This is a genomic window from Nonomuraea sp. NPDC049400, assembly GCF_044466425.1.
Classification (GTDB): Bacteria; Actinomycetota; Actinomycetes; order Streptosporangiales; family Streptosporangiaceae; genus Nonomuraea.
The window spans coordinates 47,013-73,481 of the sequence record NZ_JBITMP010000049.1; the positions used below are offsets into that span (position 1 = coordinate 47,013).

At 70.3% G+C, this 26,469-nt stretch carries 23 protein-coding genes and 1 tRNA gene; 7 read left to right on the top strand and 17 right to left on the bottom strand.

What is annotated here, in order from left to right:
- Positions 1-127: 127 nt before the first annotated feature.
- A complete protein-coding gene (locus ACIBVN_RS47410) occupies positions 128-3,901 on the top strand; it encodes a S8 family peptidase (RefSeq protein ID WP_397147168.1) in 3,774 nt (1,257 codons plus the stop codon).
- 283 nt (positions 3,902-4,184) lie between these two features.
- The gene (locus tag ACIBVN_RS47415; RefSeq protein ID WP_397147170.1) at positions 4,185-5,240 is read left to right on the top strand and encodes a glycosyltransferase; all 1,056 of its coding nucleotides are present in this window, start codon (positions 4,185-4,187) and stop codon (positions 5,238-5,240) included.
- 134 nt (positions 5,241-5,374) lie between these two features.
- Here ACIBVN_RS47415 and ACIBVN_RS47420 read toward each other — a convergent pair whose 3' ends face one another.
- Positions 5,375-6,496, bottom strand: a complete 1,122-nt coding sequence (locus tag ACIBVN_RS47420; protein ID WP_397147172.1) for a glycosyltransferase — start codon at positions 6,494-6,496, stop codon at positions 5,375-5,377.
- 220 nt (positions 6,497-6,716) lie between these two features.
- Between ACIBVN_RS47420 and ACIBVN_RS47425 the strand changes: the two genes are divergently transcribed.
- Genes ACIBVN_RS47425 through ACIBVN_RS47435 form a run of 3 tightly spaced genes read left to right on the top strand, consistent with a single transcriptional unit; the run spans position 6,717 to position 8,536 of the window.
- Positions 6,717-6,908: a hypothetical protein gene (locus tag ACIBVN_RS47425; protein WP_397147174.1), complete on the top strand. Its 192-nt coding sequence runs from the start codon at positions 6,717-6,719 to the stop codon at positions 6,906-6,908.
- 21 nt (positions 6,909-6,929) lie between these two features.
- On the top strand, positions 6,930-7,256 hold the full coding sequence (locus ACIBVN_RS47430; RefSeq protein WP_397147176.1) for a YciI family protein: 327 nt from the start codon (positions 6,930-6,932) through the stop codon (positions 7,254-7,256).
- Positions 7,244-8,536 carry an RNA polymerase sigma factor gene (locus tag ACIBVN_RS47435; protein ID WP_397147178.1) on the top strand — a complete coding sequence of 431 codons (1,293 nt, stop codon included), beginning with the start codon at positions 7,244-7,246 and terminating at the stop codon, positions 8,534-8,536. The genes ACIBVN_RS47430 and ACIBVN_RS47435 overlap by 13 nt, the downstream gene beginning before the upstream one ends.
- Here the strand turns inward: ACIBVN_RS47435 and ACIBVN_RS47440 are convergent, their stop codons facing one another.
- From ACIBVN_RS47440 to nadD, 6 genes are all read right to left on the bottom strand, one after another.
- Positions 8,537-8,878: a hypothetical protein gene (locus ACIBVN_RS47440; protein ID WP_397147180.1), complete on the bottom strand. Its 342-nt coding sequence runs from the start codon at positions 8,876-8,878 to the stop codon at positions 8,537-8,539.
- Positions 8,878-9,954 (bottom strand): serine/threonine-protein kinase, encoded by a 1,077-nt coding sequence (locus tag ACIBVN_RS47445; protein WP_397147182.1) that lies wholly within the window; start codon positions 9,952-9,954, stop codon positions 8,878-8,880. Before ACIBVN_RS47445 ends, ACIBVN_RS47440 begins: the two co-directional genes overlap by 1 nt.
- A 48-nt stretch (positions 9,955-10,002) precedes the next feature.
- Positions 10,003-10,075: transfer RNA gene (locus ACIBVN_RS47450), tRNA-Ala, on the bottom strand.
- Positions 10,076-10,204: 129 nt separating this feature from the next.
- A complete protein-coding gene (locus ACIBVN_RS47455) occupies positions 10,205-10,834 on the bottom strand; it encodes a histidine phosphatase family protein (protein WP_349451906.1) in 630 nt (209 codons plus the stop codon).
- A 52-nt stretch (positions 10,835-10,886) separates the two neighbouring features.
- The gene (gene rsfS, locus ACIBVN_RS47460) at positions 10,887-11,282 is read right to left on the bottom strand and encodes a ribosome silencing factor (RefSeq protein ID WP_349451907.1); all 396 of its coding nucleotides are present in this window, start codon (positions 11,280-11,282) and stop codon (positions 10,887-10,889) included.
- 90 nt (positions 11,283-11,372) lie between these two features.
- Positions 11,373-11,990 carry a nicotinate-nucleotide adenylyltransferase gene (nadD, locus tag ACIBVN_RS47465; RefSeq protein ID WP_397147184.1) on the bottom strand — a complete coding sequence of 206 codons (618 nt, stop codon included), beginning with the start codon at positions 11,988-11,990 and terminating at the stop codon, positions 11,373-11,375.
- Between the two features lie 96 nt (positions 11,991-12,086).
- Between nadD and ACIBVN_RS47470 the strand changes: the two genes are divergently transcribed.
- Entirely contained in the window at positions 12,087-13,109 is a 1,023-nt protein-coding gene (locus ACIBVN_RS47470) for a M48 family metallopeptidase (RefSeq protein ID WP_397147186.1), read from the top strand.
- A gap of 118 nt (positions 13,110-13,227) precedes the next feature.
- Here the strand turns inward: ACIBVN_RS47470 and ACIBVN_RS47475 are convergent, their stop codons facing one another.
- From ACIBVN_RS47475 to proB, 4 genes are all read right to left on the bottom strand, one after another.
- A complete protein-coding gene (locus tag ACIBVN_RS47475) occupies positions 13,228-14,964 on the bottom strand; it encodes a protein kinase (protein WP_397147188.1) in 1,737 nt (578 codons plus the stop codon).
- Between the two features lie 81 nt (positions 14,965-15,045).
- Positions 15,046-15,222 carry a hypothetical protein gene (locus ACIBVN_RS47480; RefSeq protein ID WP_397147190.1) on the bottom strand — a complete coding sequence of 59 codons (177 nt, stop codon included), beginning with the start codon at positions 15,220-15,222 and terminating at the stop codon, positions 15,046-15,048.
- Positions 15,223-15,272: 50 nt separating this feature from the next.
- Positions 15,273-16,547, bottom strand: coding sequence for a glutamate-5-semialdehyde dehydrogenase (locus tag ACIBVN_RS47485; RefSeq protein ID WP_397147192.1), 1,275 nt, complete (start codon positions 16,545-16,547; stop codon positions 15,273-15,275).
- A gap of 138 nt (positions 16,548-16,685) precedes the next feature.
- Positions 16,686-17,804 carry a glutamate 5-kinase gene (gene proB, locus ACIBVN_RS47490; RefSeq protein WP_397147194.1) on the bottom strand — a complete coding sequence of 373 codons (1,119 nt, stop codon included), beginning with the start codon at positions 17,802-17,804 and terminating at the stop codon, positions 16,686-16,688.
- A 107-nt stretch (positions 17,805-17,911) separates the two neighbouring features.
- Here proB and ACIBVN_RS47495 point away from each other — a divergent pair, with 107 nt between their 5' ends.
- Positions 17,912-18,151, top strand: a complete 240-nt coding sequence (locus tag ACIBVN_RS47495) for a hypothetical protein (protein WP_397147196.1) — start codon at positions 17,912-17,914, stop codon at positions 18,149-18,151.
- A gap of 4 nt (positions 18,152-18,155) precedes the next feature.
- Here the strand turns inward: ACIBVN_RS47495 and obgE are convergent, their stop codons facing one another.
- The 6 genes from obgE to ACIBVN_RS47525 all read right to left on the bottom strand — a co-directional run bounded on the left by obgE (position 18,156) and on the right by ACIBVN_RS47525 (position 26,399).
- Positions 18,156-19,508, bottom strand: coding sequence for a GTPase ObgE (gene obgE, locus ACIBVN_RS47500; protein ID WP_397147198.1), 1,353 nt, complete (start codon positions 19,506-19,508; stop codon positions 18,156-18,158).
- 155 nt (positions 19,509-19,663) lie between these two features.
- Positions 19,664-19,921: a 50S ribosomal protein L27 gene (rpmA, locus tag ACIBVN_RS47505; protein WP_012893687.1), complete on the bottom strand. Its 258-nt coding sequence runs from the start codon at positions 19,919-19,921 to the stop codon at positions 19,664-19,666.
- A 15-nt stretch (positions 19,922-19,936) separates the two neighbouring features.
- Positions 19,937-20,239: a 50S ribosomal protein L21 gene (gene rplU, locus ACIBVN_RS47510; RefSeq protein WP_357867130.1), complete on the bottom strand. Its 303-nt coding sequence runs from the start codon at positions 20,237-20,239 to the stop codon at positions 19,937-19,939.
- A gap of 214 nt (positions 20,240-20,453) precedes the next feature.
- On the bottom strand, positions 20,454-23,438 hold the full coding sequence (locus ACIBVN_RS47515) for a ribonuclease E/G (RefSeq protein WP_397147200.1): 2,985 nt from the start codon (positions 23,436-23,438) through the stop codon (positions 20,454-20,456).
- Between the two features lie 144 nt (positions 23,439-23,582).
- Positions 23,583-24,335, bottom strand: coding sequence for a TIGR03936 family radical SAM-associated protein (locus ACIBVN_RS47520; protein WP_397147202.1), 753 nt, complete (start codon positions 24,333-24,335; stop codon positions 23,583-23,585).
- A gap of 153 nt (positions 24,336-24,488) precedes the next feature.
- Positions 24,489-26,399, bottom strand: a complete 1,911-nt coding sequence (locus tag ACIBVN_RS47525; RefSeq protein WP_397147204.1) for a TIGR03960 family B12-binding radical SAM protein — start codon at positions 26,397-26,399, stop codon at positions 24,489-24,491.
- Between the last annotated feature and the right edge of the window lie 70 nt (positions 26,400-26,469).

The following is a 26,469-nucleotide window of genomic DNA, read 5'->3' on the forward strand; positions in this document are numbered from 1 at the left end:
CAGAACCGCTGAGCCCGGTGAGGTTCACCTTGAAGAACACGTTTTGATCATGTGATGGATACTTGGCCCTCTCGGAGAGTTGGGAGCGCTCCCGAAAGCGCTCCTGTTATGACCGAAAGGGCATCTCTTGTCCAAATTTCACACGCGGTTATCGGCGGTGTTATCGGGCTCGGCGCTCGTACTCACCGCCGTTGTCGTGCCGCCCCACCAGGCGGCGTCCGCGGCCACCGAGCCCGCTGAGATCCAGCCGGCACGTGTCACCCTCACCCTCGTCACCGGCGACGTCGTCGAGTACGCGCCGTCGCGGGGCGGCGTCCCCTCCGTGGCCATCAAGCCGGCGCCCAGGCCCGACGGCGCCGGAGTCACGTTCGCCACGCTGCCCAGCAGGGACGGCGGCTATCTCGTCCTGCCCTCCGACGCGGCTTCCATGGTCGCCGCGGGGACCCTGGACGAGGAGCTGTTCGACGTCGAGACGCTGGCACAGGACCAGCGCGCCGAGGCGATCCCGCTGCTCGTCACCTACCAGGGCGACCCGGCCCCGTCCGCGCTCGCGAGCGCGGCCCGGGCCCTGCCGGCCGGCGAGAACGTGCGGGTGCTCGACAGCGTCAACGGCGCCGCGGTCACGGTACGCGCCGAGCAGGCGGACGACTTCTGGGCCGGGCTCCGTACCGGCGACAAGCTGAGCGGCGGCGGGATCGCCAAGATCTGGCTGGACCGCAAGACCAAGGCCTCGCTCGACAAGAGCGTGCCGCTCATCGGCGCGCCGGCCGGATGGGAGCGCGGGTTCGACGGCAAGGGTGTCAAGGTCGCCGTTCTCGACACCGGGATCGACGCCGATCACCCGGACTTCGCCGGACGCGTCATCGCCACCGAGAACTTCTCCGACTCCGCCGGCATCGCCGACAAGGTGGGGCACGGCACGCATGTCGCCTCGACGATCGCGGGCGCGGGATCGACGTACAAGGGCGTGGCACCCGCCGCGTCGCTGCTGGTCGGCAAGGTGCTCGCGGACAACGGCCGGGGTGACTGGTCGTGGGCCATCGCCGGCATGGAGTGGGCCGCCGCGCAGGGCGCCGACGTGGTGAACATGAGCCTGGGCTCCTGCTGCGGCAACGGCACCGATCCGATGAGCCGGGCGCTGAACGAGCTCACCAAGAAGCACGGGACGCTGTTCGTGACGGCGGCGGGCAACGAGTCGGACCCGCTCACGGTGAGCGTGCCCGCCGCGGCCGACGAGGCGCTGGCCGTGGGCGCGGTGGACAAGGAGACGGGCACGACGCTGGCCGGCTTCTCCAGCAAGGGCCCGCGGCTGGACGACGCCGCGGTCAAGCCGAACATCGTCGCCCCCGGCGTGGACATCGTCGCCGCCCGCTCGGCCGCCTCCTCGCTGCCGGGCATTCCCGGCGACGACAAGTACACGGCGTTCAGCGGCACCTCCATGGCGACCCCGCACGTGGCGGGAGCGGCGGCGATCCTGGCCCAGCAGCACCCCGGCTGGCGAGCCGGTGAGCTCCGCGACGCGCTGACCTCGACGGCGCAGCGCAACGACGGGCACAACTGGTTCGAACAGGGCAGCGGCCGGGTGGACGTGGCCCGCGCGGTCACCCAGAGCGTGTTCGCCAGCTCCGTGGTCGACTTCCGGCTCCTCGGCAAGCCCGCCACGAGGCAGGTCACGTACCGGAACACCGGCACTCAGCCGGTCACGCTGGCCGTCTCGCTCGTCACGCGCGGCTGGAGCGGCAAGCCCGCCCCGGACAGCGCGATCAAGCTGGGCGCGCAGAGTGTCACCGTGCCCGCGAACGGCACCGCCGCCGTCTCCCTCACCGTCGATCCCGCTGCCGGCCCGATCGGCGCCTACGGCGGCTGGGTGACGGCGAGCTCCGGTGACGTGCGGCTGGTGACGCCGTTCAGCTATTACACCGGTCCAGCCACGCACCGGCTCGGGGTGTCGCTGGTCAACTCGTACGGGACCAAGGAGTTCTTCCCCGGTTACCAGGCCGAGCCGATCGTGTACGCGGTCCCGCTCAAGCGGGCGAACAGCCCTGAAGACCCGTTCAACCCGTACGGGTACTACTTCGTGCACACCGACTATTCGGGCAACGGCGAGTTCTACCTTCCCGCCGGTGACTACGAGGTGATCGGGGTCGCCAACGAGAGCCGGATCAGCAACCGGACGAGCTGGGTGATCGAGACGGTCCGGCTCGACGGGGACAAGACGGTCACCCTGGACGCGCGCAAAACGGCGCCGGTCCGGCCGCACACACCGAAGGCGCTGGACGGGGACGGGAGCGCGTACTACGTGCGCACTTTCACCGACCGCGCCAAGCCGGTCTCGCTGTGGGGCGGGGTGCTGGGCGGGCAGCAGCTGTTCGTCACGCCGGTGTCCTCGGTGAAGGCGGGCAAGATGCGGCTGTCGCACCAGTGGAATCTGGAGCCTCCGGTGCTCGCCTCGGCCACCGCGGGCTCTCTGGCCTTGCGTCCCGCGTACGACATGGAGGCGATGCGCCGGCTGACGAGCACAGCGACTTATCCCATTATTTCGGTTGGAAGAGGGAGACCTGAGGATTTTTCGGGTGTTGAGGTCTCCGGGAAGGTCGTCCTGGTCGGGATCCCGGTCGAGGGCCGCTACGTCAACGCGGGCGTCCAGATGGACGACGCCGGCCGTGAGGCTTTGATGCGCGGTGCGGCGGGCGTCATCGGCTTCCTCGACGTGGACGGCGGGCGGGCTCGGGTGCCACTGGGCCCGTCCGTGCGGCTGGGGTTGAGCGCCGCCGAGGGGCGTTCCCTGCGGTCGGCGCTGGCTGCGGGGCCGGTGTCGCTGCGGCTGGAGCCGTACACCGGGCCGGACTCGGTCTACCACCTCCGTTTCGACTGGCGCGGGCGGGTGCCTTCGCGGCCCGCGCGAGTCGGCATGAGGGACCTGGTACGGATCAACACCGCCTACCATGCCGACACACCGGGCACCAGCGGCTGGGAGTACGGCGAGTCGACGACCGGCGAGGAGCCGGGGCGCCTGACGTACGGCGGGTCGTTGCCGATGCCGGTCACCCGCACCGAGTACTTCGGGCCCGTCTCCGACGACGTGGTGTGGTCGCGCACGATCACGAACTCCGGGCTGATCCTGCACTCTGACGACCGGTTCACCGGGGACGACCGGCGGATTTCCGAGCAGTGGTTCAAGGCGCCGCTGGTCCCCGGGGCCGCCGACGTGCCCTCGGGGTATCCGGTGCCGGTGCCGTGCGCGTCATGCCGGGACTCGGATCGTTTCGTGCCGTTCGAGCAGTGGCTGGACTCCGATCCCCGGCACTACACCGACCTGAGCCCTGTCACGTCGAAGCCGCGGCTGCTCGCAGGAGGTCAGGAAGTGGCCGCGCAAGGGTGGCGGCCTCGGTACTTCCCGGTGCCCGGGACGGCCGGACCGTACCGGGTGGAGGCCGTGGACACTCCCGGGCGTTCCCTGTCCCGGACGGTGACGACGACCGCGCAGTTCGCCTCCTCCCCGCCGCCCTCCTCCGGGGCGCCTCGAGGGTATTCGTGCTCGTTCGGGGCGGGGTGCGCGTTCCAGCCCGCCATCCAGCTCAGGTACGACCTGCCCCTCGACCTGCTGAACCGGGCGCCGGCCGGGGAGTCGTTCGCGTTCGACCTGTGGGCGGGGGCGCACTCGGCGGTCCGGCGGGCGCCTGTCGTGGACCGGGTACGGGTGGAGTACTCGGTCGATGACGGGACGACCTGGCAGGCCGCGACTCGCGTCAAGAAGCGGGGCGACGGGCGGTTCCGGGTCGAGGTGGCGCATCCTGCGCTGGCACAGATCAGCGGGTTCGTGTCGCTGCGGGTCACGGCGTCGGACACGGCGGGCGGCTCGACCACCCAGACCATCGACAGGGCTTATGCCCTGAGATAGCAGCGGCGGCGGCCAAGGAGCTCATGCTCCTTGGCCGCCATCGCCTTCGGTTGTCCACAGGCAGAGCCGGCCACCGCCCCTCCATCCCCAGAACCCCATTCCAACCCTCCACACCCCCACCCCGCCAGGCATCCTCGTTCCCACATCGCCCAACCCACCCATCCACCCGCTCAGAAGGGAACCGCAGGATGCCCGGAGGCCCGCCCACACTCGGATTCAGCCTGGTCATCTACGCCACGGTCGGCCTGGTGACCCTGGTCGCGCTCAAGCTGGGGAGGCGCAGGTGACCCAGAAGACCCTCACGGTCATCGTCCCCGCACACGACGAGGAAGACGGCCTGCCCGCCACGCTCCGCTCCATCCAGGCCCAGTCGATCCCACCCGAAAAGATCATCGTGGTGGACGACGGCTCCACCGACCGCACCGGCGAGGTGGCCGCGGCGCATGGCGTAACGGTCCTGCGCCCACCCCGCAACCTCGGCAGCAAGGCCAAGGCCCAGAACCACGCGCTCCCCCACTGCGACACGGACCTGGTCCTGGCCGTCGACGCCGACACGGTGCTGGCCCCCGACTACATCGAGCGCGTCAAGCCCGTCTTCGACGACCCCGCCGTGGACGTGGCCGCCGGCAACGTGCAAACCCGCTTCGCCCGCACCCCATGGGAGCGTGGCAGATCGACCGAATACCTCTTCGGCTTCCACTGGCACCGCCCGATCCAGCAGCTGGCCAACAGCCCCATGGTCTGCTCGGGCTGCTGCTCGGTGTTCCGGCGCACGACCCTGACCGCGTTCGGCGGCTTCCCCGAACGCACGATCGTCGAAGACATGGACTTCACCTGGAGCCGACAGCTCGAAGGCCGCAAGGCGGTCTACGTATCCGACGCCATGGCCTGGGCCGCCGACCCCGAAACCCTCACCTACCTCCGCAAGCAGGTGTGGCGCTGGATGGCGGGCTTCATGCAGAACGTCCGCCTCCACCTCCCCCGCCTGCTCACCCGCAAGCCCATGCTGGCGACGTGGATCATCGTGGCCCTGCTGGAGATCCTCCTGGCCCCGTTGTGGTGGGCCGGCCCGCTGATCCTCACGCTCGGCATGCACGCACCGGTGACCGGCACGCTGGCGTGGTGGGCAGGCGGCGAGCTGCTCCTGACCGTCCCCGCCCTCCTGTACGCGGCCAGACGCCGCCGCCTACCTGTCCACCAGGTGCTCTTCAACCTCCCGTTCGTCTACCTGAACAAGGCGGTCAACCTGTACTACGCCTGGAAAGCCCTGGTGATCGAGCTCATCATGGTCCCGCTACACCTGTCACGTGGCCTGCTCGTCTACGAGAAGGGCCGCTAGCCAGCCGCATTCATCGACCCGCGAGGGAAGGCGAACCCCGAGCTCACACCCCACAGAGTGGCCACCAGGTCCGCTCCCCTCCACCAAGCGCACCCGCACCGAGCATCCTGCGAATTCAGTAGAGGGCAACCCGGTCACATTCCGATATGCAGTTTGTCGGCCACCAGGGCAGGCGAAGGCAGCCCCGCCATTTCGGCGGCCAGTTCCGTCGCGCGTTTCCGGAAACCGGGCTCTGACAGCAGCCGTACCGCGTGCGCGGCGACCACGTCAGGCGCGGCTTCCTCCGGAGTGAGACTCAGCGCGGCGCCCGAAGAGGCGAGGGTCTCGGCAGTGACGAACTGGTCGGTCGCCTGCGGAACGATGAGCTGCGGCACCCCTGACACCAGAGCGGCCATGGTGGTGCCCGAGCCGCCGTGGTGGATCACCAGGTCGCAGTGGGGCAGCGCGAGGTTGAGCGTCACCCAGCCGGCGTGCAGCACGTGCTCGGGCCACGGGCGCAGACTCGCCGCCAGCCCCTCGTCCAGCCCGAGCACCAGCTCGAAGCCCGCCTCGGTCAGGCTCTCCACCAGCTCGGTGACGAGTTTGCGGGGGTCGATGTGGGCGCGGTCGAGCAGCAGGCTCCCGAACGTGACCAGCGCCCTCGGCCTGCCCTGGCCCTTCCGGTGCCATCGCTGCAACCGCGCCGGGCCGTTGTACGGGACGTAGCGCATCGCGATGGCGTCGAGGTCTTCGGTGAGGCTCGGCGGGCAGGGGTGGATGATCGCCCTAGGCGCCGGCAGCGCCGCTCCAGCAGTGGCACCGTCGAGGGCGGTCCGGGCGGCGGCCGCGTAGGCGGGCAGACCGGGAAGTGCCCAGCTGTGCTCGATCCAGGGAATGTCGCGCTCGTACGCCGCCAGACGGCCCGCGTACTCGCATGGCTCGCTGATCACCAGGTCCGGCCGGAAGTCGTCGGCCAGTTCCCCCATCCCCGCCAAGATACGGCCCGACAAGGCGCCCCAGGCCCGGCCGCTTTCCTCGATGGCCGTCGCCAGCTGCTCGCCCGCGCCTTCCACGGCGCTGGCCTGGGCGTACTCGTCGGGGCCTATGCCCGCGTCGATGAGCCCGACGGGGAGTCCAGTGGAGGTGACGGCGGTGCTGAACCTCTCGGTGGGGCAGGCGACCAGGACGTCGTCGCCCCGGCTCCTCAATGCCCACGCCAGGGGGACCATAGGGAAGAGATGCCCGACCAGGGGCACGGAGGTGAACAATACGCGCATGCTTCCGCATCCTCTCAGCGGAATGGTGGTGTCGGGGAAGGCCACGCTCAGGCGGGGAAAGCGGAGTGGGTGACGTCGGGGGCGCTGTTCCCGGTGGCCCCCCCGAGCCGAGTACGCCGAGTACCCGGCTGCTGTCCATCTCGGGTCCTCCCGTTCGTCGTGTTGGTGTCACAGCACATCACGAAGCGCTCTCAGCGGGCGCTCAATGGGAGGGCTCGTCATGCCTGATCTGCTCGCCGCCACCTACGCTCTGCGTCCGCGCAACGAACTGGCCCGCTCCGCGCTGCCCGGCGCCCCGGTCGCGCCCGTCAAGCGGCGGTGGACCAGAACGCTCCGGCTGCTGCCTTTCGCCCGCGTGCGCGTCCGGCGTACAGTCGCGTCGGTCAGCCGGTCAACTAGCTCGGTCAACTAGCTCGGTCAAGGTGGAGGAACCGTGCGGTACGTCATGTTCGTCTGCGACAACGAATCCGTCGGGGTGCCCGAGGAGGACGCCGACCCCGCCTCCTGGGTGCGGGAGATGGACGGCCGGGGAGTACGGCTGCAAGGTGCGCGCCTGCGGCCGGGCAGTGACGCCACGACCGTCCGGGTGCGTGACGGGGAGGTGCTGCTGTCCGACGGGCCGTTCGCCGAGACGAAGGAGCAGATCGGCGGCTTCGACCTGATCGAGTGCGACAACCTCGACGAGGCGATCGAGGTCGCGTCCAGGCATCCGTCCGCCAGGTTCGGCTGGGTCGAGGTGCGGCCGCTTTGGGAGGATTGACCGCCGAGGTCGAGGCGGCGGTCGCCGAGGCGTTCCGCCAGGAATGGGGGCGCGTCGTCGCGACCCTGATCCGGGTGACCGGCGACTGGGATCTGGCCGAGGAGTGCGCGCAGGAGGCCTTCGCGCTGGCGCTGGAGCGCTGGCCGCGCGACGGCCTCCCGCGCCGCCCCGGCGCCTGGCTCACCACGGCGGCGCGCAACCGCGCGGTGGACCGGTTGCGCCGCCGTTCGACGGAGGCGGCCAAGCTGCGGGAGGTGGCCACGATGACCGCCAATGACCGGGAGGTGGCCGCGACGGCCGCCAATGACGACGCCTTCGACTCCGGCGACGACAGTGGTGTCCCCGACGACCGGCTACGGCTGATCTTCACCTGCTGCCACCCGGCGCTGCCGCTGGAGGCCCGGGTGGCGCTGACGCTGCGCACCCTGACCGGCATGACGACCGCCGAGATCGCCCGGGCCTTCCTGGTCACCGAGGCGACGATGGCCAAGCGCCTGGTCCGGGCCAAGAGCAAGATCAGCAATGCGCGCATTCCGTACCGGGTGCCGCCCGCTCACCTGTTGCCGGAGCGGACCGGCTCGGTGCTCGCCGTGCTGTACCTGCTGTTCAACGAGGGCTATTCCGCCAGCGCGGGCGCCGACCTGGTGCGGCGGGACCTGTGCGCCGAGGCCATCCGTCTCGCCCGCCTGCTCACGCGGCTGATGCCGGACGAGCCCGAGGCGTACGGCCTGCTCGCGCTCATGTTGCTCCACCACGCCCGCCGCGCGACCCGTGTCGACGCCGCCGGCGACCTGGTGACCCTGGAGCGCCAGGACCGCACCCGGTGGGACCGCGGCGAGATCGACGAGGGTGTCGCCGTCCTGGAGACGGCCCTTCGACATGACCGGCCCGGGCCCTACCGGCTGCAGGCCGCCATCGCCGCCTGCCACGCCACCGCCGCCGACGCTGCCGACACCGACTGGGCACAGATCGCCGAACTCTACGGACAACTGGTACAGGTCGTACCGTCCCCGGTGGTGAAGCTGAACCAGGCGGTCGCGGTGGCGATGGCCGACGGCCCCGCAGCCGGACTCGCGCTGGTGGAAGACCTGCACGCCGCGGGCGAGCTGAACGGCTACTACCTGCTCCCCGCCACCCGCGCCGACCTGCTCCGCCGCCTCAACCGCCGCACGGAGGCCGCCGCCGCCTACCGCGAGGCGCTCGACCTGGCCCGTACCGAGGCCGAGCGACGCTACCTGGCCGACCGGCTCGCCGAGATCACCGCCGACGGCGAAAGCTGATCATTGTTTGGCTCCGGGGAGGAACGGAGCACCGTCGCGGCGGCGGTTCAAGCGCTCTTGCAGGCTCGTGACCAAGGCGAACGCTGCCAGGCCGTTGAGGTAGGCCAGAGCGAACATGGCGACGTACATGGCGGCTTCGGCCCAGTCGATGCTCTGGAACTCGGTGAGCGCCAGCCAGACAGCAGCGCCAAGGCCGATGAGGGCGAAGGGCTGGAGCGGCAGGATCAGCACGGCGACGAGGATGCGGTGGCGGCCGAGGAAGCTCCGGACCGGACGCAGCGCCATGAGCGCAAACCACATCAGCGCGACGGCAGCCACCAGCACCAGCGTCGAAAGGCTCATCAGCGGCTCCTGGGGTTTCCACGTTGCTCGTCGCCCGATGAGGGTCGGCGCGGTCGCGTGAGTCGGAGCCCGACGGTCACGGCGGTGACGACTACGAGCAGTGCTGCGAAGGGCCAGAAAGCAGGTGTCCCCTGTGCGCCCGACTCGTCGGGACCAGCGCTGGCCAGCAGCGTGATCAGTGTCGCGACCCCCACGACGAACTGGGCGAGGCTGGCGGCTATGAAGGGCCGGGGGCGGTCCAGGTGTCGATCTCGCGGGGGCGTGGCCGGCACCGCGCCGGAACGGCCTAAGCCGGCCGATTCGCCGGTGAGGTGGCGCAGCACGTCAGCAGCGGTCGGGCGGTGCTCCGGCTGCTTGACCAGACACGCGTCGAGGACGCCGGCCAGCTCTCGCGGAACCCCGGACAGATCAGGCCTCTCGCTGAAGATGGCGTGCATCACGGCCGCGGGTGTGTCACCGCGGAAGGCGCGCCTGCCTGTCGCGGCGAGCACCATGGTGGCGGCCCAGGCGAAGACATCCGAGGCGGCGCTGGCGGGAACGCCGTTCAACTGCTCCGGCGCCATGTAGGCCGGAGTGCCTATCAGTCCTGAACGGGTGGTGGACTGCTCAGCCATGCGCGCGATGCCGAAATCGATCACGACCGGGCCTTCCGGACCGAGGAGCACGTTGCCGGGCTTGAAATCGCGGTGCACGATGCCCGCGCGATGAATCGCGGAGAGCGCGGTCAGCGTCGTGACGGCCAGTCGGTCCAGGCTGCTCCCGCTGCGCGGCCCCTCCGTGTTGACCAGCGTCTCAAGCGAGACGCCGGACACGTATTCACTGACGATGTAGGCCCGGCCGTCGAGGACTCCGGCATCCAGCACCCTGGCCGTGCAGAAGGGCGCCACTCGCTGCGCCAGCTCGGCTTCACGCAGGAACCGGCGGCGTGACTGCTCGTCCAGGACCATGCCCGGATGAAGGACCTTGACGGCGACTCGTGCCCCCTGGGGAGCCTCGGCCAAGTAGACCTTGCCCTGACCGCCCTCGCCCAGCACCCGGATGAGCCGGTAGCGGCCCAACCACTCAGGCTCTGACAATGCGGATCACCCCGACGCAAGAGCCGTGTCCGAGTAAACACCTGGGGGTGGAGCTATGGGGATTCGAACCCCAGACCTCCTCCATGCCATGGAGGCGCGCTACCAACTGCGCTATAGCCCCTGGTCACCGCTCCGAGTCCACCCGTTGCGGCGCTCCGAGAGCATATAGCCATCCGCGCCGATTCGCCTAATCGCGCCCGTCCCCCGCCAGGAGCAGGCGGCAGTCGTACGGCCCCCGAGCCGTACGAGCTTATGCCTCGGCGTCCGGCCGGTCGTCGCTGTGGACGGGCTCCGGCAGGGTCCCGGCGTTGTGCTCGAGCAGCCGCCACCCCTTGCGGCCCTCCTGCAGCACGGACCAGGAGCAGTTGCCCAGACCGCCCAGCGCCGGCCATAGCGGCTCGGGCAGCCCGAGCAGCTCGCAGATCCCGAGCCGGAGCGCGGCCCCGTGGGAGGCCACGACCAGCAGCCCGTCGCCGTCGAGCTTGGCCGCCCAGCGCCGCATGGCGGCGGCCACCCTGGTGGCCACGTCGGTGACGGGCTCGCCGCCCGGCGCCTCCCAGGCCGCGTACTCCTCGGGCCAGCGCGCGGCGATCTCCTCGCGCGTCAGCCCTTCCCATTGACCGCCGCCGCGCTCGCGGAGGTCCTTGTCCACCGCCACGTCGAGCCCCACGACCCGCCCGAGCGCCAGCGCGGTGTCGTTGGCGCGCTGCAGGTCGGAGGAGACGATCAGGGTGGGCCGCAGCGAGGCGAGCAGCGACGCGGCCCGCGCGGCCTGCGCCACGCCGGTCTCGTCGAGGGGGATGTCGGAATGCCCCTGGAATCGCTGCTCGACATTCCACAGGGTCTGCCCGTGCCGCAGACAGACGATCCGCTTACTCATGCGGGGTCCTCACGGGGCGAGCTGGGAAGCGAGATGAGAGATACCAGTCCGGTCACGCGCGCGCCCGCTGGAGGTTGGCCTGCATGACGCTCTCCGGCAGCGAGATGGCCGGGCAGTCCTTCCAGAGGCGCTCGAGCGCGTAGAACGTACGGTCTTCCTCGTGCTGGACGTGCACGACGATGTCGATGAAGTCGAGCAGCACCCAGCGGCCCTCGCGCTCGCCCTCCCGGCGCACGGGCTTGACGTCTGCCTCGGTACGCAGCCGCTCCTCGATCTCGTCGACGATGGCGCGTACCTGACGGTCGTTGGTGGCGGAGCAGAGCAGGAAGGCGTCGGTGATGACGAGCTGATCGCTCACGTCGTATGCGAGGATGTCATCGGCCAGCTTGTCGGCCGCGGCCTCCGCGGCGATGCGCACGAGCTGGACGGATCTGTCAGATGCGGTCACGATGCGGGTCTGTCCTCCTGTGTCGGCAGCATGCCCTTATGTTGAGGGTACCCTTCCAGGCCGAAAGCCCTCACCTATGGCACGAGAGCTTCATCCCTCGCCGTAATACAGCCCCCGCTTGTTGATGTACTGGACGATGCCGTCGGGCACCAAGTACCAAATCGGCTCTCCCTTAGCCACGCGTTGCCGGCACTCGGACGACGAGATGGCCAGCGCGGGAATTTCCAGCAAAGTCACCCGGCCCGCCGGCAGCCCGGGATCGTGCAGCGTGTGGCCCGGGCGGGTGCAGCCCACGAAGTGCGCCAGCTCGAACAGCTCGTCCGCGTTCTGCCAGCCCAGGATGGCGCCGAGGGCGTCGGCGCCGGTGATGAAGTACAGGTCAACCTCAGGACCGTAAATTTCCGAAATATCACGCAAAGTGTCGATGGTGAAGGTCGGCCCGGGTCGATCCACGTCCACCCGGCTCACCGAGAAGCGCGGATTGGACGCGGTCGCGATGACCGTCATGAGATAGCGGTCCTCCGCCGCCGACACTTCGCGCTCCGACTTCTGGTACGGCCGCCCGGTCGGCACGAAGACGACTTCATCCAAGTCGAAATGGTGAGCCACCTCGCTGGCGGCGACCAGGTGACCGTGGTGGATGGGGTCAAAGGTCCCACCCATCACGCCAACTCGCCGCTTCCCCTGCACACCAGGAGCATTCATCATGAAACGGACCTTACGCGGACGTCATACCACAACATGATGGCACCCCCCTTGGTGATGACCGCGCACCACTTCCGTTGCGGACGTAGCATGCCGGGCATGACGACCACCCCGGACCGCAACCGCGTCCAACTGCCCGGCATCTCGTCCCGAGCCTACGAACACCCCGCAGACCGGTCCGCCCTGGTCGCTCTGCGTAAGTTGAGTGGGTTCGACACGGTTCTCAAGCAGATGTCCGGCCTCATTAGCGAGCGCCGGTTGCGCCTGATGTACCTGGCGTCGGCCGTGCGCGTGAGCGAGACGCAGTTCCGCTCCATCTACGACATGGGCCGCGACGCCGCCTACACGCTCGACCTGCACCGGATCCCCGAGATCTACATCCAGCAGGATCCGCAGGTCCAGGCGAAGGCCATCGGCTTCGACGACCCGTTCATCGTCGTGACCACCGGTCTGCTCAACCTCATGAACGAGGAGGAGCAGCGCTTCGTCATCGGCCACGAGACCTCGCACATCCTGTCGGGGCACGCGGTCTACCGGACGATGCTCGACATCCTGACCCGCCTCGCCACCCGCGTCGCCTGGATCCCGCTCGGCTACATCGGCCTGCGCGCGATCGTCGCGGGCCTGGAGGAGTGGTACCGCAAGTCCGAGCTCTCGTCCGACCGCGGCGGCCTGCTCACGGGGCAGAACCCCGAGGCGGCCAAGCGCGCGCTGATGAAGCTCGCCGGCGGCGACTACACCCACGAGATGAACATCGAGGCGTTCCTGGAGCAGTACCAGGAATACGACACCGCGGGCGACCTTCGCGACGGCTTCCTCAAGGTGCTCAACCTGCTCGGCACCACCCACCCGTTCGCGGTGGTGCGCGTGGCCGAGCTGGACAAGTGGCAGCGCAGCGGCGACTACGACCGCATCCTGGGCGGGGACTACCCGCGCAGGGAGGACGATCCCAACGCACGAGTGACCGACGAGATCAAGGCGGCGGCCGAGTCCTACCGCGCGTCCTGGTCGCAGTCGCAGGACCCGTTCATCGGCGTGCTGCGCGACGTGGCCGAGGGCGCCGTCAACGCGGGCGAGCGCATCTTCAACCGCTTCTCGCGCCGCGACGGCGGCCAGGGCTGACCTGCCGCACCGCCGTTCGCGGCCGATCGGCTTGATCGGCCGCGAAGACCCGCCGCAAGACTCGCCGTGGAGAGGCGACGGGTCAGACCTGCCGGCCCGCTGCATGATCGGCGGCGGGTCAGAGCAGCAGGGCGATGGCGCGCACGGCGGCCGCGCACAGGGCGACGAACCCGCCCAGCACGGCCAGTGCGCGCAACCCTTCCCTGCGCAGATCGGGCAGCCGATGCCCGATCCGCTCGATCTCGCGACCGGCGAAACCGCCGCACAGCATCCCGAACACCACGCCCGCCACCGTCACGGGCCCTACCTGCTGCCACCAGTCGGTGGCGATCACTCCTCCGCCGGTCACCCAGAGCGCGCCGCCCGCGGCCAGCGCGACGGGCACACCCGGCCACACGGCGGCGGTCGCGGCGGATCCCACCACGGCGAACGGGAAGAGCAGCACGCGCAGCGTCACCCGCATACGCCGTGAGCTGCGGTTCCTGACCATCCAGTGGCTCATCCAGAGCGTCCGGGTCAGCACCACGAAGACCGTGGTGATGGCGATGGAGGCGATCGGCCAGATCACCGAGGTCACCACGCACGGCACGGCCAGCACGGCGAGCAGCAGCAGCGCGCCGTTGCCTGCGGGCAGCGTGGTGGCCGACTCGGCCCGCAGGCCGGTCTTGCCGCGCACCTGCGGCCTGCTCCTGACGGCCGCCGCCGTGCGCTGGCGTGCCGCGGGCATCTTGGAGCGCGTGACAGCGGCCTTCCCGTCCGTGCTCGCCCGGCCGCGCGGCGGCGGCACCTCGGCCCGGCTCCGGACCGCCGCGCCCTTCCCATCGCTTCCGGTACGGCCCCGGGCCGCGGCCCCGTCCGCCCCGGTACGGCTCCGCGCCCCGGCGGTCTTCCCGTCCGTGCCCGAGGTGCGAGTGGCCGCGCCCTTCCCGTCGGTGTTCGACCGGGAACGCGGCGCAGGAACCTTGCTGTCCGTGTTCGCCCTGCTACGTGCGGACTTGCTCTCCTCCGTAACGGCACGGCCCGCCTTGCCCTCATCGGGTGCGGGCTCGGGATCGGCGCCGCTGGTGGCTCTGGCCAGCCGCGACAGCCGGTCGGCCAGCAACGCCGCCGTGGGCCGCTTGCCGGGCTCCCTGTTGAGCGCGGCGCGTACGAGCGGCAGCAGCTCCACGGGCACGCCCTTGAGGTCGGCCTGCCCGTTCAGCACCGCATACATCTGCGCCTCGGCCGTCCCCCGCCCGAACGTCGGCCGCCCCGTCGCCGCGAACGCCACCGTCGCCGCCCAGGCGTGCACGTCGGCGGGCGAGTCGACCTGCTCGTCGGCGAAGATCTCCGGCGCGGTGTAGCCGGGCGTGCCGAGGAACGTCCCCGTCATGGTGAGCCGGGTCGCGTCGAGCACCTGCGCGATGCCGAAGTCGATGAGCACCGGCCCTTGGGTGCCCATGATGATGTTGCCCGGCTTTAGGTCACGATGCACGACCCCGGCGGCGTGGATGATCGCGAGGGCCGCGGCGATGCCCTGCGCCAGGTCCACGAGCTGGGAGACGTCGAGCGGCCCGCTCTGGCGTACGCGATCGAGCAGCGTGACGCCCTCGATGTGCTCCATGACCAGGTAGGGGCGGGCGCAGTTGAGGTCGGCGTCGAGCACCTTGGCCACGTACGGGCTCTCGACCCTGCGCAGCGCTCGGACCTCCCGCTCCAGCCTGATGCGGGAGGTCTCATCTTCTGCCAGGTCGTGGAGGACCTTCAGCGCGACGCGCTCGCCACGGCGAGTATGGGCGAGGTAGACCTCACCCATGCCGCCCCGGCCGAGCCGTTCGACCAGGGTGTACGGCCCGACCTTGCCGAGCTTAGTCACCGTCCCTCCCGCCCGGCGCGCCCATAAGGGACACAACCCTAGCGCTGGGACCCGAGTCGCCGCTTGAGGCACGCCGAAGGATTATCGGCGAGTGTGCTCGGAGAGCATGCTGTCGAGCCGGACGGTGGGCTCTTCCGCCAGCTGCCTGCGCCCCTTTCTGCGCCAGTTGACGTGACCCCGGCTCTCCAGCCAGAGCAGCAACCGGTCGGCGCCGAGCAGCACGGCCGCCGAGAAGACAAGGGCGACGACAATCTCCATGCCTCTCAGTCAACCCGCGCTCCACGGCGCCGGTCAGGCCGACACGCCGGCTAACCGGCCACCACCGTGCCCTCTGACGTGCGCAAATGCCCCTCACCGGTATAGACCCACTTGGTGGAGGTGAGCTCGGGGAGCCCCATCGGGCCGCGGGCGTGCAGCTTCTGCGTGGAGATGCCGATCTCGGCCCCGAACCCGAACTCCCCGCCGTCGGTGAACCTGGTCGAGGCGTTGACCGCCACGGCTGCCGAGTCGACCAGCGCGACGAACCTGCGCGCCGCCCGCTGCGACCTGGTGACGATCGCGTCGGTGTGGGCGGAGCCGTACTTCCTGATGTGGGCCACCGCCTCCTCCAGCGAGCCGACGACCGCGGCGGCGATGTCGAGCGAGAGGTATTCGGCGTAGAAGTCGTCCTCGGTGACGGGCACGACGCCGGAGCCGTAGCCGGCGATGCGCTCGTCGCCGTGCACGGTCACGCCCGCCTCCGCGAGCGCCGACAGCGCCCGCGGCACGAAGGCGTCGGCGATGTCCGCGTGCACGAGGAACGTCTCGGCCGTGTTGCACACCGACGGCCGCTGCGCCTTGGCGTTGACCAGGATCTGCACGGCCAGGTCGAGGTCGGCCTCGGCGTCGACGTACACGTGGCAGTTGCCGACGCCGGTCTCGATGACCGGCACCGTCGACTCCTCGACCACCGAGTTGATCAGCGACGCGCCGCCGCGCGGGATCAGGACGTCCACCAGGCCGCGGGCCCGCATGAGCTCCTTGACCGAGTCGCGGGTCTGCCCCGGCACGAGCTGGACGGCCCCCGCGGGCACCTCGGTGCCTTCCAGCGCGTCCTGCATGACCTTCACCAGGGCCGTGTTGGAGGAGTAGGCGCTGGATGAGCCCCTGAGCAGCACCGCGTTGCCACTCTTGAGGCAGAGGGCGGCGGCGTCGACGGTGACGTTGGGCCGGCCCTCGTAGATGATGCCGATGACGCCGAGGGGCACCCTGAGCTGGCGCAGCTCGAGACCGTTGGGCAGGGTGGTGCCGCGGACGACCTCGCCGATCGGATCGGGCAGGTCGGCCACCTGGCGCACGGCCTCGGCGATGGCGGCGATCCTGGCCTCGTCGAGCCGCAGCCGGTCGACCATCGCCTCGGACGTGCCCTGCGCCCTGGCCTGCTCGACGTCCTTGGCGTTGGCCTCGACGATCTCCGCCGCGTGCGCGACCAGGGCGTCGGCGACGGCACGTAGCGCCCGGTCCTTCGGCGCCCGCGGCAGCGGGGCCAGCTCTGCGGCGGCCTCTCGTGCCGCGTGGGCAACCTTCAAGAACTCTGTGCTCATTGCTCCGCTCCGCTCCGCCGTTCGGGGCTCTCCAAGCCCCGCTCTTCCCTCGTCACTCCGGTCGCTCCGCTCCCTGCGTTCCTCAGTCCAGAGCGGGGCGAGCCCCTCACGCTCATGGCTACGCTCCGTGCTTTCCTGCTAGTTGTGAGCTTCCAGTATGACGATGTCGTCGCGGTGGATCAGCTCGCGTTCATATTCCGGACCGAGCGCGCTCGCCAGCTCCCTCGTGGAGCGCCCGAGCAACTCGGGGATCTCGGTGGCGTCGAAGTTCACCAGGCCGCGAGCCACCACGAGCCCCTGAGGCCCGCACAGGTCCACCGGATCGCCCGCCGCGAACTCACCCTCCACCGACGTCACCCCGGCCGGCAGCAGGGACTTGCGCCGCCCCACGATGGCCTCCACCGCCCCCTGGTCGAGATGGAGACGGCCGCGCCCGGTGGTGGCGTGCGCGAGCCACAGCAGGCGGGTGCCGGGATGACGGCCGCCGGGGTGGAAGTAGGTGCCGACGTCGGCTCCGCTGAGCGCCTGGGCCGCGTGAGCGGCCGCGGTGAGCACCACAGGCACCCCCGCCCCCGTGGCGATCCTGGCGGCCTGAACCTTGGTCACCATGCCGCCGGTGCCGACCGCCGCACCGTTCTTGCCCAGCTCGACGCCGGCCAGGTCTTCGGGCCCGCGAATCTCCGCCAGGCGCCGGGTGCCGCTGCGGCTCGGCGGGCCGTCGTAGAGCGCGTCCACGTCCGACAGCAGCACGAGGGCGTCCGCGTGGATCAGGTGTGACACCAGCGCCGCGAGCCGGTCATTGTCGCCGAAGCGGATCTCGTCGGTGGCCACGGTGTCGTTCTCGTTGACGATCGGCACGATGCCCAGCTCGAGCAGCCGCGTCAGCGTGCGCTGGGCGTTGGCGTGGTGGGCGCGCCGCATCATGTCGTCGGCGGTCAGCAGCACCTGACCCACGCGCAGGGAGTAGCGGGCGAAGGAGGAGGTGTAGCGGGCGACGAGCACGCCCTGCCCGACGGACGCGGCCGCCTGCTGGGTGGCCAGGTCACGCGGTCGCGCGGTCAGCCCGAGCGGGCCGAGGCCCGCCGCGATCGCCCCGGAGGAGACCAGGACGATCTGCGTCCCGGTACGGCGCCGCGCCGCCAGCACGTCCACAAGGGCGTCGACACGATCGACGTCGATCATGCCCTGAGGGGTGGTGAGCGAGGAGGAGCCGACCTTGACAACGACCTTTGACGCTGAGCTGATCTGTTCCCGCACGTCTCGCAGCCTATCCGAGGCCCAAGGGCCCATTTGCCGCCAGGGCGGCGCTCGCGGCGGCCCTGCGCATGGCGGCGGCGACCTCCTCGACTAGATCACCCCTGCGCATGGCGGCGGCGACCTCCTCGGGTAGATCACCCCTGCGCGGCGCGTACGCCGCGGCCGCCCTCACGGCGCCCGTCGAGGCCGGCCGGGGGCACGTCGTCCACCCGTCGAGCAAGCTCACGCTCAACCGGCGGCTCCACCGCGCCACCGTCGGCCCCGGCCGGGCGGACGCCGGCACCCCCTCAACGCCGTGCCGGATCCGCTACGCCGACGGAGGCGCCGAAGCGACCCTCCGCCCGTGAGGCCTCAGCCGAGCCGGGTGTCGGACCCTCGCGGACCCTGCCGCATGGACTCGGCGTTGAGCGTGGGCTGCCAGTCGAAGACGTAGCCGCCCTCCATCGGCCCGATGACCACCTCAGCGCCCGCGGTGGCCCCGGCCTTGGCCAGTTCCACCTCCACGCCGAGCCGTTCGAGCCGGTCGGCGAGGTAGCCCACGGCCTCGTCGTTGCTGAAGTCGGTCTGCCTGATCCACCGCTCCGGCTTCTCGCCGGTGATCTGGAACAGGTTCTCGTTGACCCGCCGCACCCGGAACCCGGCGTCGCCGAGCTGCTTGGGCCTGATGACCAGCCGGGTGGGCTCCTCGATCGGCTTGTTGGCCCGTGCCGCCGCGACCCACTCGCCCATCGCGTACGTGAGGTCCTTCAGCCCTTCATGTGTGGCGGCCGAGATCGTGAACACCCGCAGCCCCCGGGCCTCGAACTCGGGCGTGACCAGCTCGGCCAGCTCCCGCGCGTCGGGCACGTCGGCCTTGTTCAGCACGACCAGCCGGGGCCGGTCCTCGAGCTTCCCGTACGCGTGCAGCTCGGCCTCGATCGCCTCGTAGTCCGTGATCGGGTCCCGCCCCGTCTCCATGGTGGCGCAGTCGATGACGTGCACGAGCATGTCGCACCGCTCGACGTGCCGCAGGAACTCGTGCCCGAGGCCCTTGCCCTGCGAGGCCCCGGGAATCAACCCGGGCACGTCGGCGACGGTGAACACGGTCTCCCCTGCGGTCGCCACCCCCAGGTTGGGGATCAGGGTGGTGAACGGGTAGTCCGCGATCTTGGGCTTGGCCGCGCTCAGCGCGGCGATCAGCGAGGACTTCCCGGCGCTCGGGAACCCGACCAGCGCCACGTCCGCGACGCTCTTGAGCTCCAGCATGACGTCCAGCGCGTCCCCGGGCTCCCCGAGCAGCGCGAACCCGGGCGCCTTGCGCTTGGTCGTGGCCAGGGCGGCGTTGCCCAGCCCGCCGTGCCCGCCCTCGGCGATCACGTAGCGCGTACCGGCGCCGACGAGATCGACCAGCACCTCACCCGTGGCGGCGTCCTTGACCACGGTCCCGTTGGGCACGGACAGGATCACATCCGCCCCGTTCGCCCCGTCCCGGTTCGAGCCCTGCCCCTGCTTGCCGTTGTCGGCCTTGCGATGCGGCCGGCGGTGGTATTCGAGCAGCGTCGCCGTGTTGGGGTCGACCTCGAGAATGACGTCACCGCCCCGCCCGCCGTTCCCGCCGTCGGGACCGCCGAGCGGCTTGAACTTCTCCCGGTGGATGGAGGCGCACCCGTTCCCCCCGTCACCGGCACTGATATGAAGGACCACCTGGTCCACAAAGTCCGGCATTCCGCACTCCTCCACCCCCTTCGCAGGGGCCTCTCATCCCAATACATCCGCCCCGCCCCCGGCGTGACGGCGGCCAGCCAAAAGCAAAGGGGCGGATCGACAGCGCGATCCACCCCTAAAGCAACAGACCCAAGGTCAACGAAGAGGAGAGAACCCTACTCCGCGACGGGGACGATGCTCACGGCCCGCCGGCCGCGCTTGACACCGAACTGCACGTGCCCGGCCGCCAGCGCGAACAGCGTGTCGTCGCCGCCACGCCCCACGTTGTCGCCGGGGTGGAAGTGGGTGCCGCGCTGGCGGACGATGATCTCGCCCGCGTTGACCAGCTGGCCGCCGAAGCGCTTGACGCCCAGACGCTGGGCGTTGGAGTCACGGCCGTTCCGGGTGGACGACGCGCCCTTCTTGTGTGCCATCTCTCAAACTCCCGATCAGGCCTGCTCGATACCGGTGATCTTCACCTGGGTGTACCGCTGGCGGTGACCCTGGCGCTTCTTGTAACCGGTCTTGTTCTTGTACTTGAGAATGCGGATCTTCGGGCCCTTGGTCTCGCCGAGAATCTCGGCGCTGACCATGAACTTGCCCGCCTCGGTGGTCACGTCGCCGTCGTTGACGACGAGCACCGTCGGCAGCGAAACCGAAGAGCCGACCTCGCCGGCGACCTTGTCCACCTCGAGGACGTCACCGACGGAGACCTTCTGCTGCCTGCCGCCGCAACGAACGATCGCGTACACCGCGGAACCCTTCTACTGACTCACTGTTGTCTCGTACATCAGCCACCTCAACAAGAGGCGGCCGCCGAATGCTGCGCCTGTCATTCGGCCTGTCTCAAACCGACGAACCGAGTAAGCGCGCCAACAGGGCACGTCACCTGACGCACCGATTGTCTAGGGTACCGGATCAGTGGTCCCTAGGCGAACCGGACGGAACGTCGGAAGCCCGCCGAGGCTACTCGGCAGACTTGGCTCGGCGGGAGCGTCGCCGCCCTCTGCCGGAAGTCTGGCTGGCCTGGTCGTCCTCAGCAGGGACGTCTTCAAGCGCACCGGTCACGGTATCACGGCCGGAGGTGTCCTTGGCCGCGGACACCTTGTCGGAGACCGCCTTCTCGATGGCCATCTTCCCCTGCGTGCCGCGCGGCTCCGGCTTGGCCTCGACCGGCTCTGTGGAGACGAGCAGACCGCGGCCGTTGCAGCACTCACACGGCGTCGAGAACGCCTCAAGCAGCCCCTGACCGACCCGCTTACGCGTCATCTGGACCAGACCCAGCGAGGTCACCTCGGCCACCTGGTGCTTGGTCCTGTCGCGGGCCAGGCACTCCAGCAGCCGCCGAAGCACCAGGTCGCGGTTGGACTCCAGCACCATGTCGATGAAGTCGATGACGATGATGCCGCCGATGTCGCGCAGCCTGAGCTGGCGCACGATCTCCTCGGCCGCCTCGAGGTTGTTCCTGGTGACGGTCTCCTCGAGGTTGCCGCCCTGACCGGTGAACTTGCCGGTGTTGACGTCGACCACGGTCATGGCCTCCGTACGGTCGATCACCAGCGAGCCGCCGCTGGGCAGCCACACCTTGCGGTCGAGCGCCTTGCCGAGTTGCTCGTCGATCCGGTACGACTCGAACACGTCGCCCTGGTCGCCGCCGTCCCACTTCGACAGGCGCTCGGCCAGGTGCGGCGCGACGTACTTGACGTAATCGTCCACCGTGTCCCAGGCGTCGTCGCCCTGCACGACCAGCGAGGTGAAGTCTTCGTTGAAGACGTCGCGCACGACCCTGATCGTCAGGTCGGGCTCGGCGGACAGCAGCTCGGGCGGGCTCGCCGACTTGGCCTTCTTCTGGATGTTCTCCCACTGCGCGGACAGCCGGGCCACGTCACGGGCCAGCTCGTCCTCGGAGGCGCCCTCGGCGGCGGTACGCACGATCACGCCCGCGTTCTCCGGCATGACCTTCTTCAGGATGCTCTTGAGCCGCGTGCGCTCCTTGTCGGGCAGCTTGCGGCTGATGCCGGTCATCGACCCGTCGGGCACGTAGACCAGGTAACGCCCGGGCAGGCTGATCTGCGACGTGAGCCGGGCGCCCTTGTGGCCGATCGGGTCCTTCGTGACCTGCACGAGCACCGACTGGCCCGACTTCAGCGCCGACTCGATGCGCTTGGGCTGGCCCTCCAGCCCGGCGGTGTCGAAGTTGACCTCGCCGGCGTACAGGACGGCGTTCCTGCCCTTGCCGATGTCCACGAACGCCGCCTCCATCGAGGGCAGCACGTTCTGGACCTTGCCGAGGTAGACGTTGCCGACGTAGGACTGGCTGGCCTCGCGGTTGACGTAGTGCTCGACGAGCACGCCGTCCTCGAGGACCGCGATCTGCGTGCGGTCGCCCTGGCGGCGCACGACCATCATCCGGTCGACGGACTCGCGGCGGGCCAGGAACTCCGACTCCGTGATGATCGGCGGGCGCCTGCGCCCCAGCTCGCGCCCCTCGCGGCGGCGCTGCTTCTTGGCCTCCAGCCGGGTGGATCCACGCACGCTCTGCACGCCGTCCGTCGCGGTGTCGAGAGACGTCGTACGGCCGGCGCGCGGCGCGCGGATGCGGACCACCGTGTTCGGCGGGTCGTCGCTGGACGGCTCCGTGTCCGCGTCCGAACCCCGGCGGCGGCGACGACGGCGGCGGCGCGAGGTCGAGGCATCCTCGTCCTGGGCGCTCTCCTCGGCCGGTTCCTCCTCGGCCTCCTCTTCCGGCTCCTCGCCGTCCTCGGCCTCGTCACGCTCGCGCGACTTGCCGCGGCCCCGGCCACCGCGCCTGCGGCGCCGGCGCCGACCGGCGCCTTCCTCCTCCTGCTCGTCGGAGGTGTCGACGTCGGCCTCGTCCTCGGTCACGGACTCGTCGACCGGCTCCTCGATCTCCTCGGGCTCGGGCGCGGGCTGCGGCGGCTCGGCCCGCCGGGTGGCGGCAGGTTTGGCCTTGCTGGGATCGGGTGCCTGGAACAGCGGCGCGAAGATCGCCGCCGGCCGCTGGAACATGGTGCCGGGCTCATCCTGCGTGCGCGCGGTCAGCCCGAACGGGTCGGCGAGCAGGCTCGGGCGCACGGAGTCCTCGTCGAGGTCCTCGCCCGCGGGCTCGTCGTCGAGCGGCTCGTCCTCGGGCAGGGCCTCCAGGATGTCCTCATCCTCGCCACCCGGCTCGGCCTCGACGTCAGCGGCGCGCGCCGCCTCGGGCGCGGTCACGACCTCGGCGGCCGGGATCTCGGCGCCTTCCTTGGCGGTCACCGCTCCTGCGGCACCGTCACCGACGCCGGCCACGGCCTCGGCGGGCTCGACAGGCGCCACGGCCTCTTCCGGCTCCACCTTCTTGCGGGTCCTGCGCCGCTTCACGGGCTCGGCGGGCTCGGCGGGCGTCTCGCCCTCCTGGGACGCTCCCGCGGCTTCCGCCTCGGCCTTCTTCGTCGTGGTACGGCGCCGCGTAGTCGTGGCGGTGGACCGGGTCCGCGTGGCTCGCTTGGGCTTGTCGGCAACCGCGTCGGCGGCCGCCTCCGCCACGGCCGCCTCGACCGGGCTCTCGGTGGCGGCAGGCGCACCGGCATCAACCGCACCGGAAACGACGCCGCCATCGGCTTCCGCCACACCGGCGGGAGCCGTACCAGCGGGAGCCGTACCAGCGGGCGCTGTACCGGCACCGGCACCGGCGTCGGCGGCGAGAAGCTCGGGCGCAGGCTCCCCCGCCGCGCGTTGCACGGCCTTGGTCTGCACCGCTTGCACATCCGCCACGGACGGCGCGGTCTGCGCGGCGGTGACGGTGACCGGAACGGAGGCCGGCTCCTCGGGCAGCTCCGGCGGGGGACCCGCGGGGCGGCTGGCGGAGCGGCGACGTGGGGTCACCTCGGGCTGTTCAGTTGTCTCCCCGTCAGGGCCAATGGCCCCGGCGTTGGGCTCGTTCTCGAGCATGCGGGCGCTCTCCCGTCAGCTCCCGGGCGCGTCGCCGCGCCGCGCAGGAGCCCTCGTGTCTCGTTGTCCGCCGGCACCCCCGATGAAGGGGCGCCGACGCCAAGTCCTGTCAGCGGTCGTGCCCCGCTCGCGCAGGGCACCTCCTTAACCGGCGACGTGCTCACCCGCCGGTCCCGCCTCGCCGCCGCGCGTCATATCGCGGTCCAGGTCGAGCGGGTCGGCAAGCGCACCGGTGCTGACGTCGAGCGGCCCCTGCGCCAGCCTGGTCACCTCGGGGGGAACCGGCGGCGCGAAGTCGGCCACAAGGCGCAGCCCTGTGAGCACATCGTCGGGTCGAACGGCAGGCGTCATGTGCCGAACAACCATGCGCAGTATGACACACGGTTCTCCATGCACCTGAGCTGCGATTCTGTCTGTTCCCTCGGACACCGTGAGCCCCAGGACGGCCTCGCGCGCGTCGAAGCGGCGCAGACCCTTCTTGGTGAGGCGCTCGACCTCCACGGTGCCCTCCGCGAGGAACTTGTCCGCCGCCACCTCGGCGAGCTCGCGATCGGCACCGGGCAGCCACACCTCCCACTCGGAGACCTCCAAGCGGTCGGCCAGCGCCCCCGGACCCGCCTCCACAACGTCGAGCACGTCGAGCCCAGGCGGCAGCGACGCATCGAGGCCCCGCTTGACCTGCTCGGGGTCGCATGGCGTCGTGACGCCGATCTCGAGGTATTCGGCTTCGCTGGCGACACCGGTCGGCGCCGCGCCCGCGTAGGAGATCTTCGGGTGGGGCGAGAAGCCCGCGCTGTAGGCCACCGGAATGCCGGCACGGCGGACCGCTCTCTCAACGGCCCGCGAGATGTCGCGGTGGCTGGTGAAGCGCAGGCGGCCGCGCTTGGCGTAGCGCACGCGAAGGCGCTGCACCGTGGGCGCGGGCGGAGGCCCTTCGGGAACAGGTTTCAGAGCTTGTCGTCCTTCCCTTGTAAGAGTTCTTTCGTCTCAGGATAAGCCGCCCCGGTGCGTGTACGTGTACGCCGAGGCACGGGCTGCCCACTGAGCGCGCTAGACCACCGTCAGAGGAAGGAGTTTCCGCCCTGTGGGACCGATTTGAATTTCCGTGCCCATGGTCGGGCAGACGCCGCAGTCGTAGCACGGGGTCCAGCGGCAGTCTTCGACCTCACCGCCGGAAACGGCCTCCTGCCAGTCCTGCCAGAGCCATTCGCGGTCGAGCCCGGCGTCGAGGTGGTCCCACGGCAGGACCTCGTTCTCCTCCCGCTCACGCGTGGTGTACCAGTCGACGTCGACGCCGGCCTTCTCGGCCGCCGCCATCCAGCGCTCGTAGGAGAAGTGCTCGCTCCAGCCGTCGAACCTGCCGCCGTCCTCCCAGACGGCGCGGATCACGGCGCCGACCCGGCGGTCGCCGCGCGAGAGCAGGCCCTCCACGATCGAGGGCTTGCCGTCGTGGTAGCGGTAGCCGATGGCCCTGCCGTACTCCTTGTCACCTCTGAGCGCCTCACGCAGCGCCTTGAGCCGCCGGTCGACGGTCTCGTGGTCGGCCTGACCCGCCCACTGGAACGGCGTGTGCGGCTTCGGCACGAAACCGCCGATCGAGACCGTGCAGCGGATGTCGCGGCTGCCGGTCGCCTCGCGGCCCGCCTTGATGACCTTCTTGGCCAGGTCGGCGATGCCGAGCACGTCCTCGTCCATCTCGGTGGGCAGCCCGCACATGAAGTAGAGCTTGACCTGGCGCCACCCCTGCGAGTAGGCCGTGGTGACGGTGCGGATCAGGTCTTCCTCGGTGACCATCTTGTTGATCACCTTGCGCATGCGCTCGGAGCCGCCCTCGGGCGCGAACGTCAGGCCCGAACGCCTGCCGTTCCTGGAGAACTCGTTGGCCAGGTCGATGTTGAACGCGTCAACCCTGGTCGACGGCAGCGACAGCGAGGTGTTGGTGCCTTCGTAGCGGTCGGCCAGGCCCTTGGCGACGTCGCCGATCTCGGAGTGGTCGGCCGACGACAGCGACAACAGGCCGACCTCGTTGAAGCCGGACTCCTTGATGCCGTTTTCGACCATGGCCCCGATCGTGGTGATCGAGCGCTCCCGCACCGGACGCGTGATCATGCCGGCCTGGCAGAACCGGCAGCCTCGGGTGCAGCCGCGGAAGATCTCCACGCTGAACCGCTCGTGCACCGTCTCGGCCAGCGGGACCAGCGGCTTCTTCGGGTAGGGCCACTCGTCGAGGTCCATCACGGTGTGCTTGTGCACCCGCCACGGCACGTCGGCCTTGTTGGGTGCGACGCGCTTGATGCGACCGTCCGGGTGGTAGTCGACATCGTAGAACTTCGGGATATAAACCCCGCCGGACTCGGCGAGCCGCATCAGCAGCTCGTCGCGGCCGCCCGGCTTACCCTCGGCCTTCCACTCGCGGATGACCTCGCTGATCGCGATGGAGATCTGCTCGCCGTCGCCGAGCACGGCCGCGTCGAGGAAGTCGGCGATCGGCTCGGGGTTGAAGGCCGCGTGGCCGCCGGCGAGCACGATCGGGTCGTCCTCGCCCCGCTCCGCGGCGAGCAGCGGAATGCCCGCCAGGTCGAGCGCGGTCAGCATGTTGGTGTAGCCGAGCTCGGTCGAGAACGACACCCCGAGCACGTCGAAGGCGCGCACCGGCCGGTGCGCGTCGACGGTGAACTGCGGGACGCCCTCGGCCCGCATGAGCGCCTCAAGATCCGGCCAGACCGCGTAGGTGCGCTCGGCCAGCGTGCCGGGCAGCTCGTTGAGGATCTCGTAGAGGATCGCCACACCCTGGTTGGGCAGCCCGACCTCGTAGGCGTCCGGGTACATCAGCGCCCACCGCACGTCGGCGGAGTCCCAGTCCTTGACGGTCGAGTTGAGCTCACCTCCGACGTACTGGATGGGCTTCTGCACCTTCGGCAGCAGCGCTTCCAGGCGGTGGAATATCGACTCGACAGGCATACCGTCCAGGGTAGCGGCGCTCAGACGGTGACAGGTCCGGGGATCTCAGACGGTGGCGGGTCCGGGGACA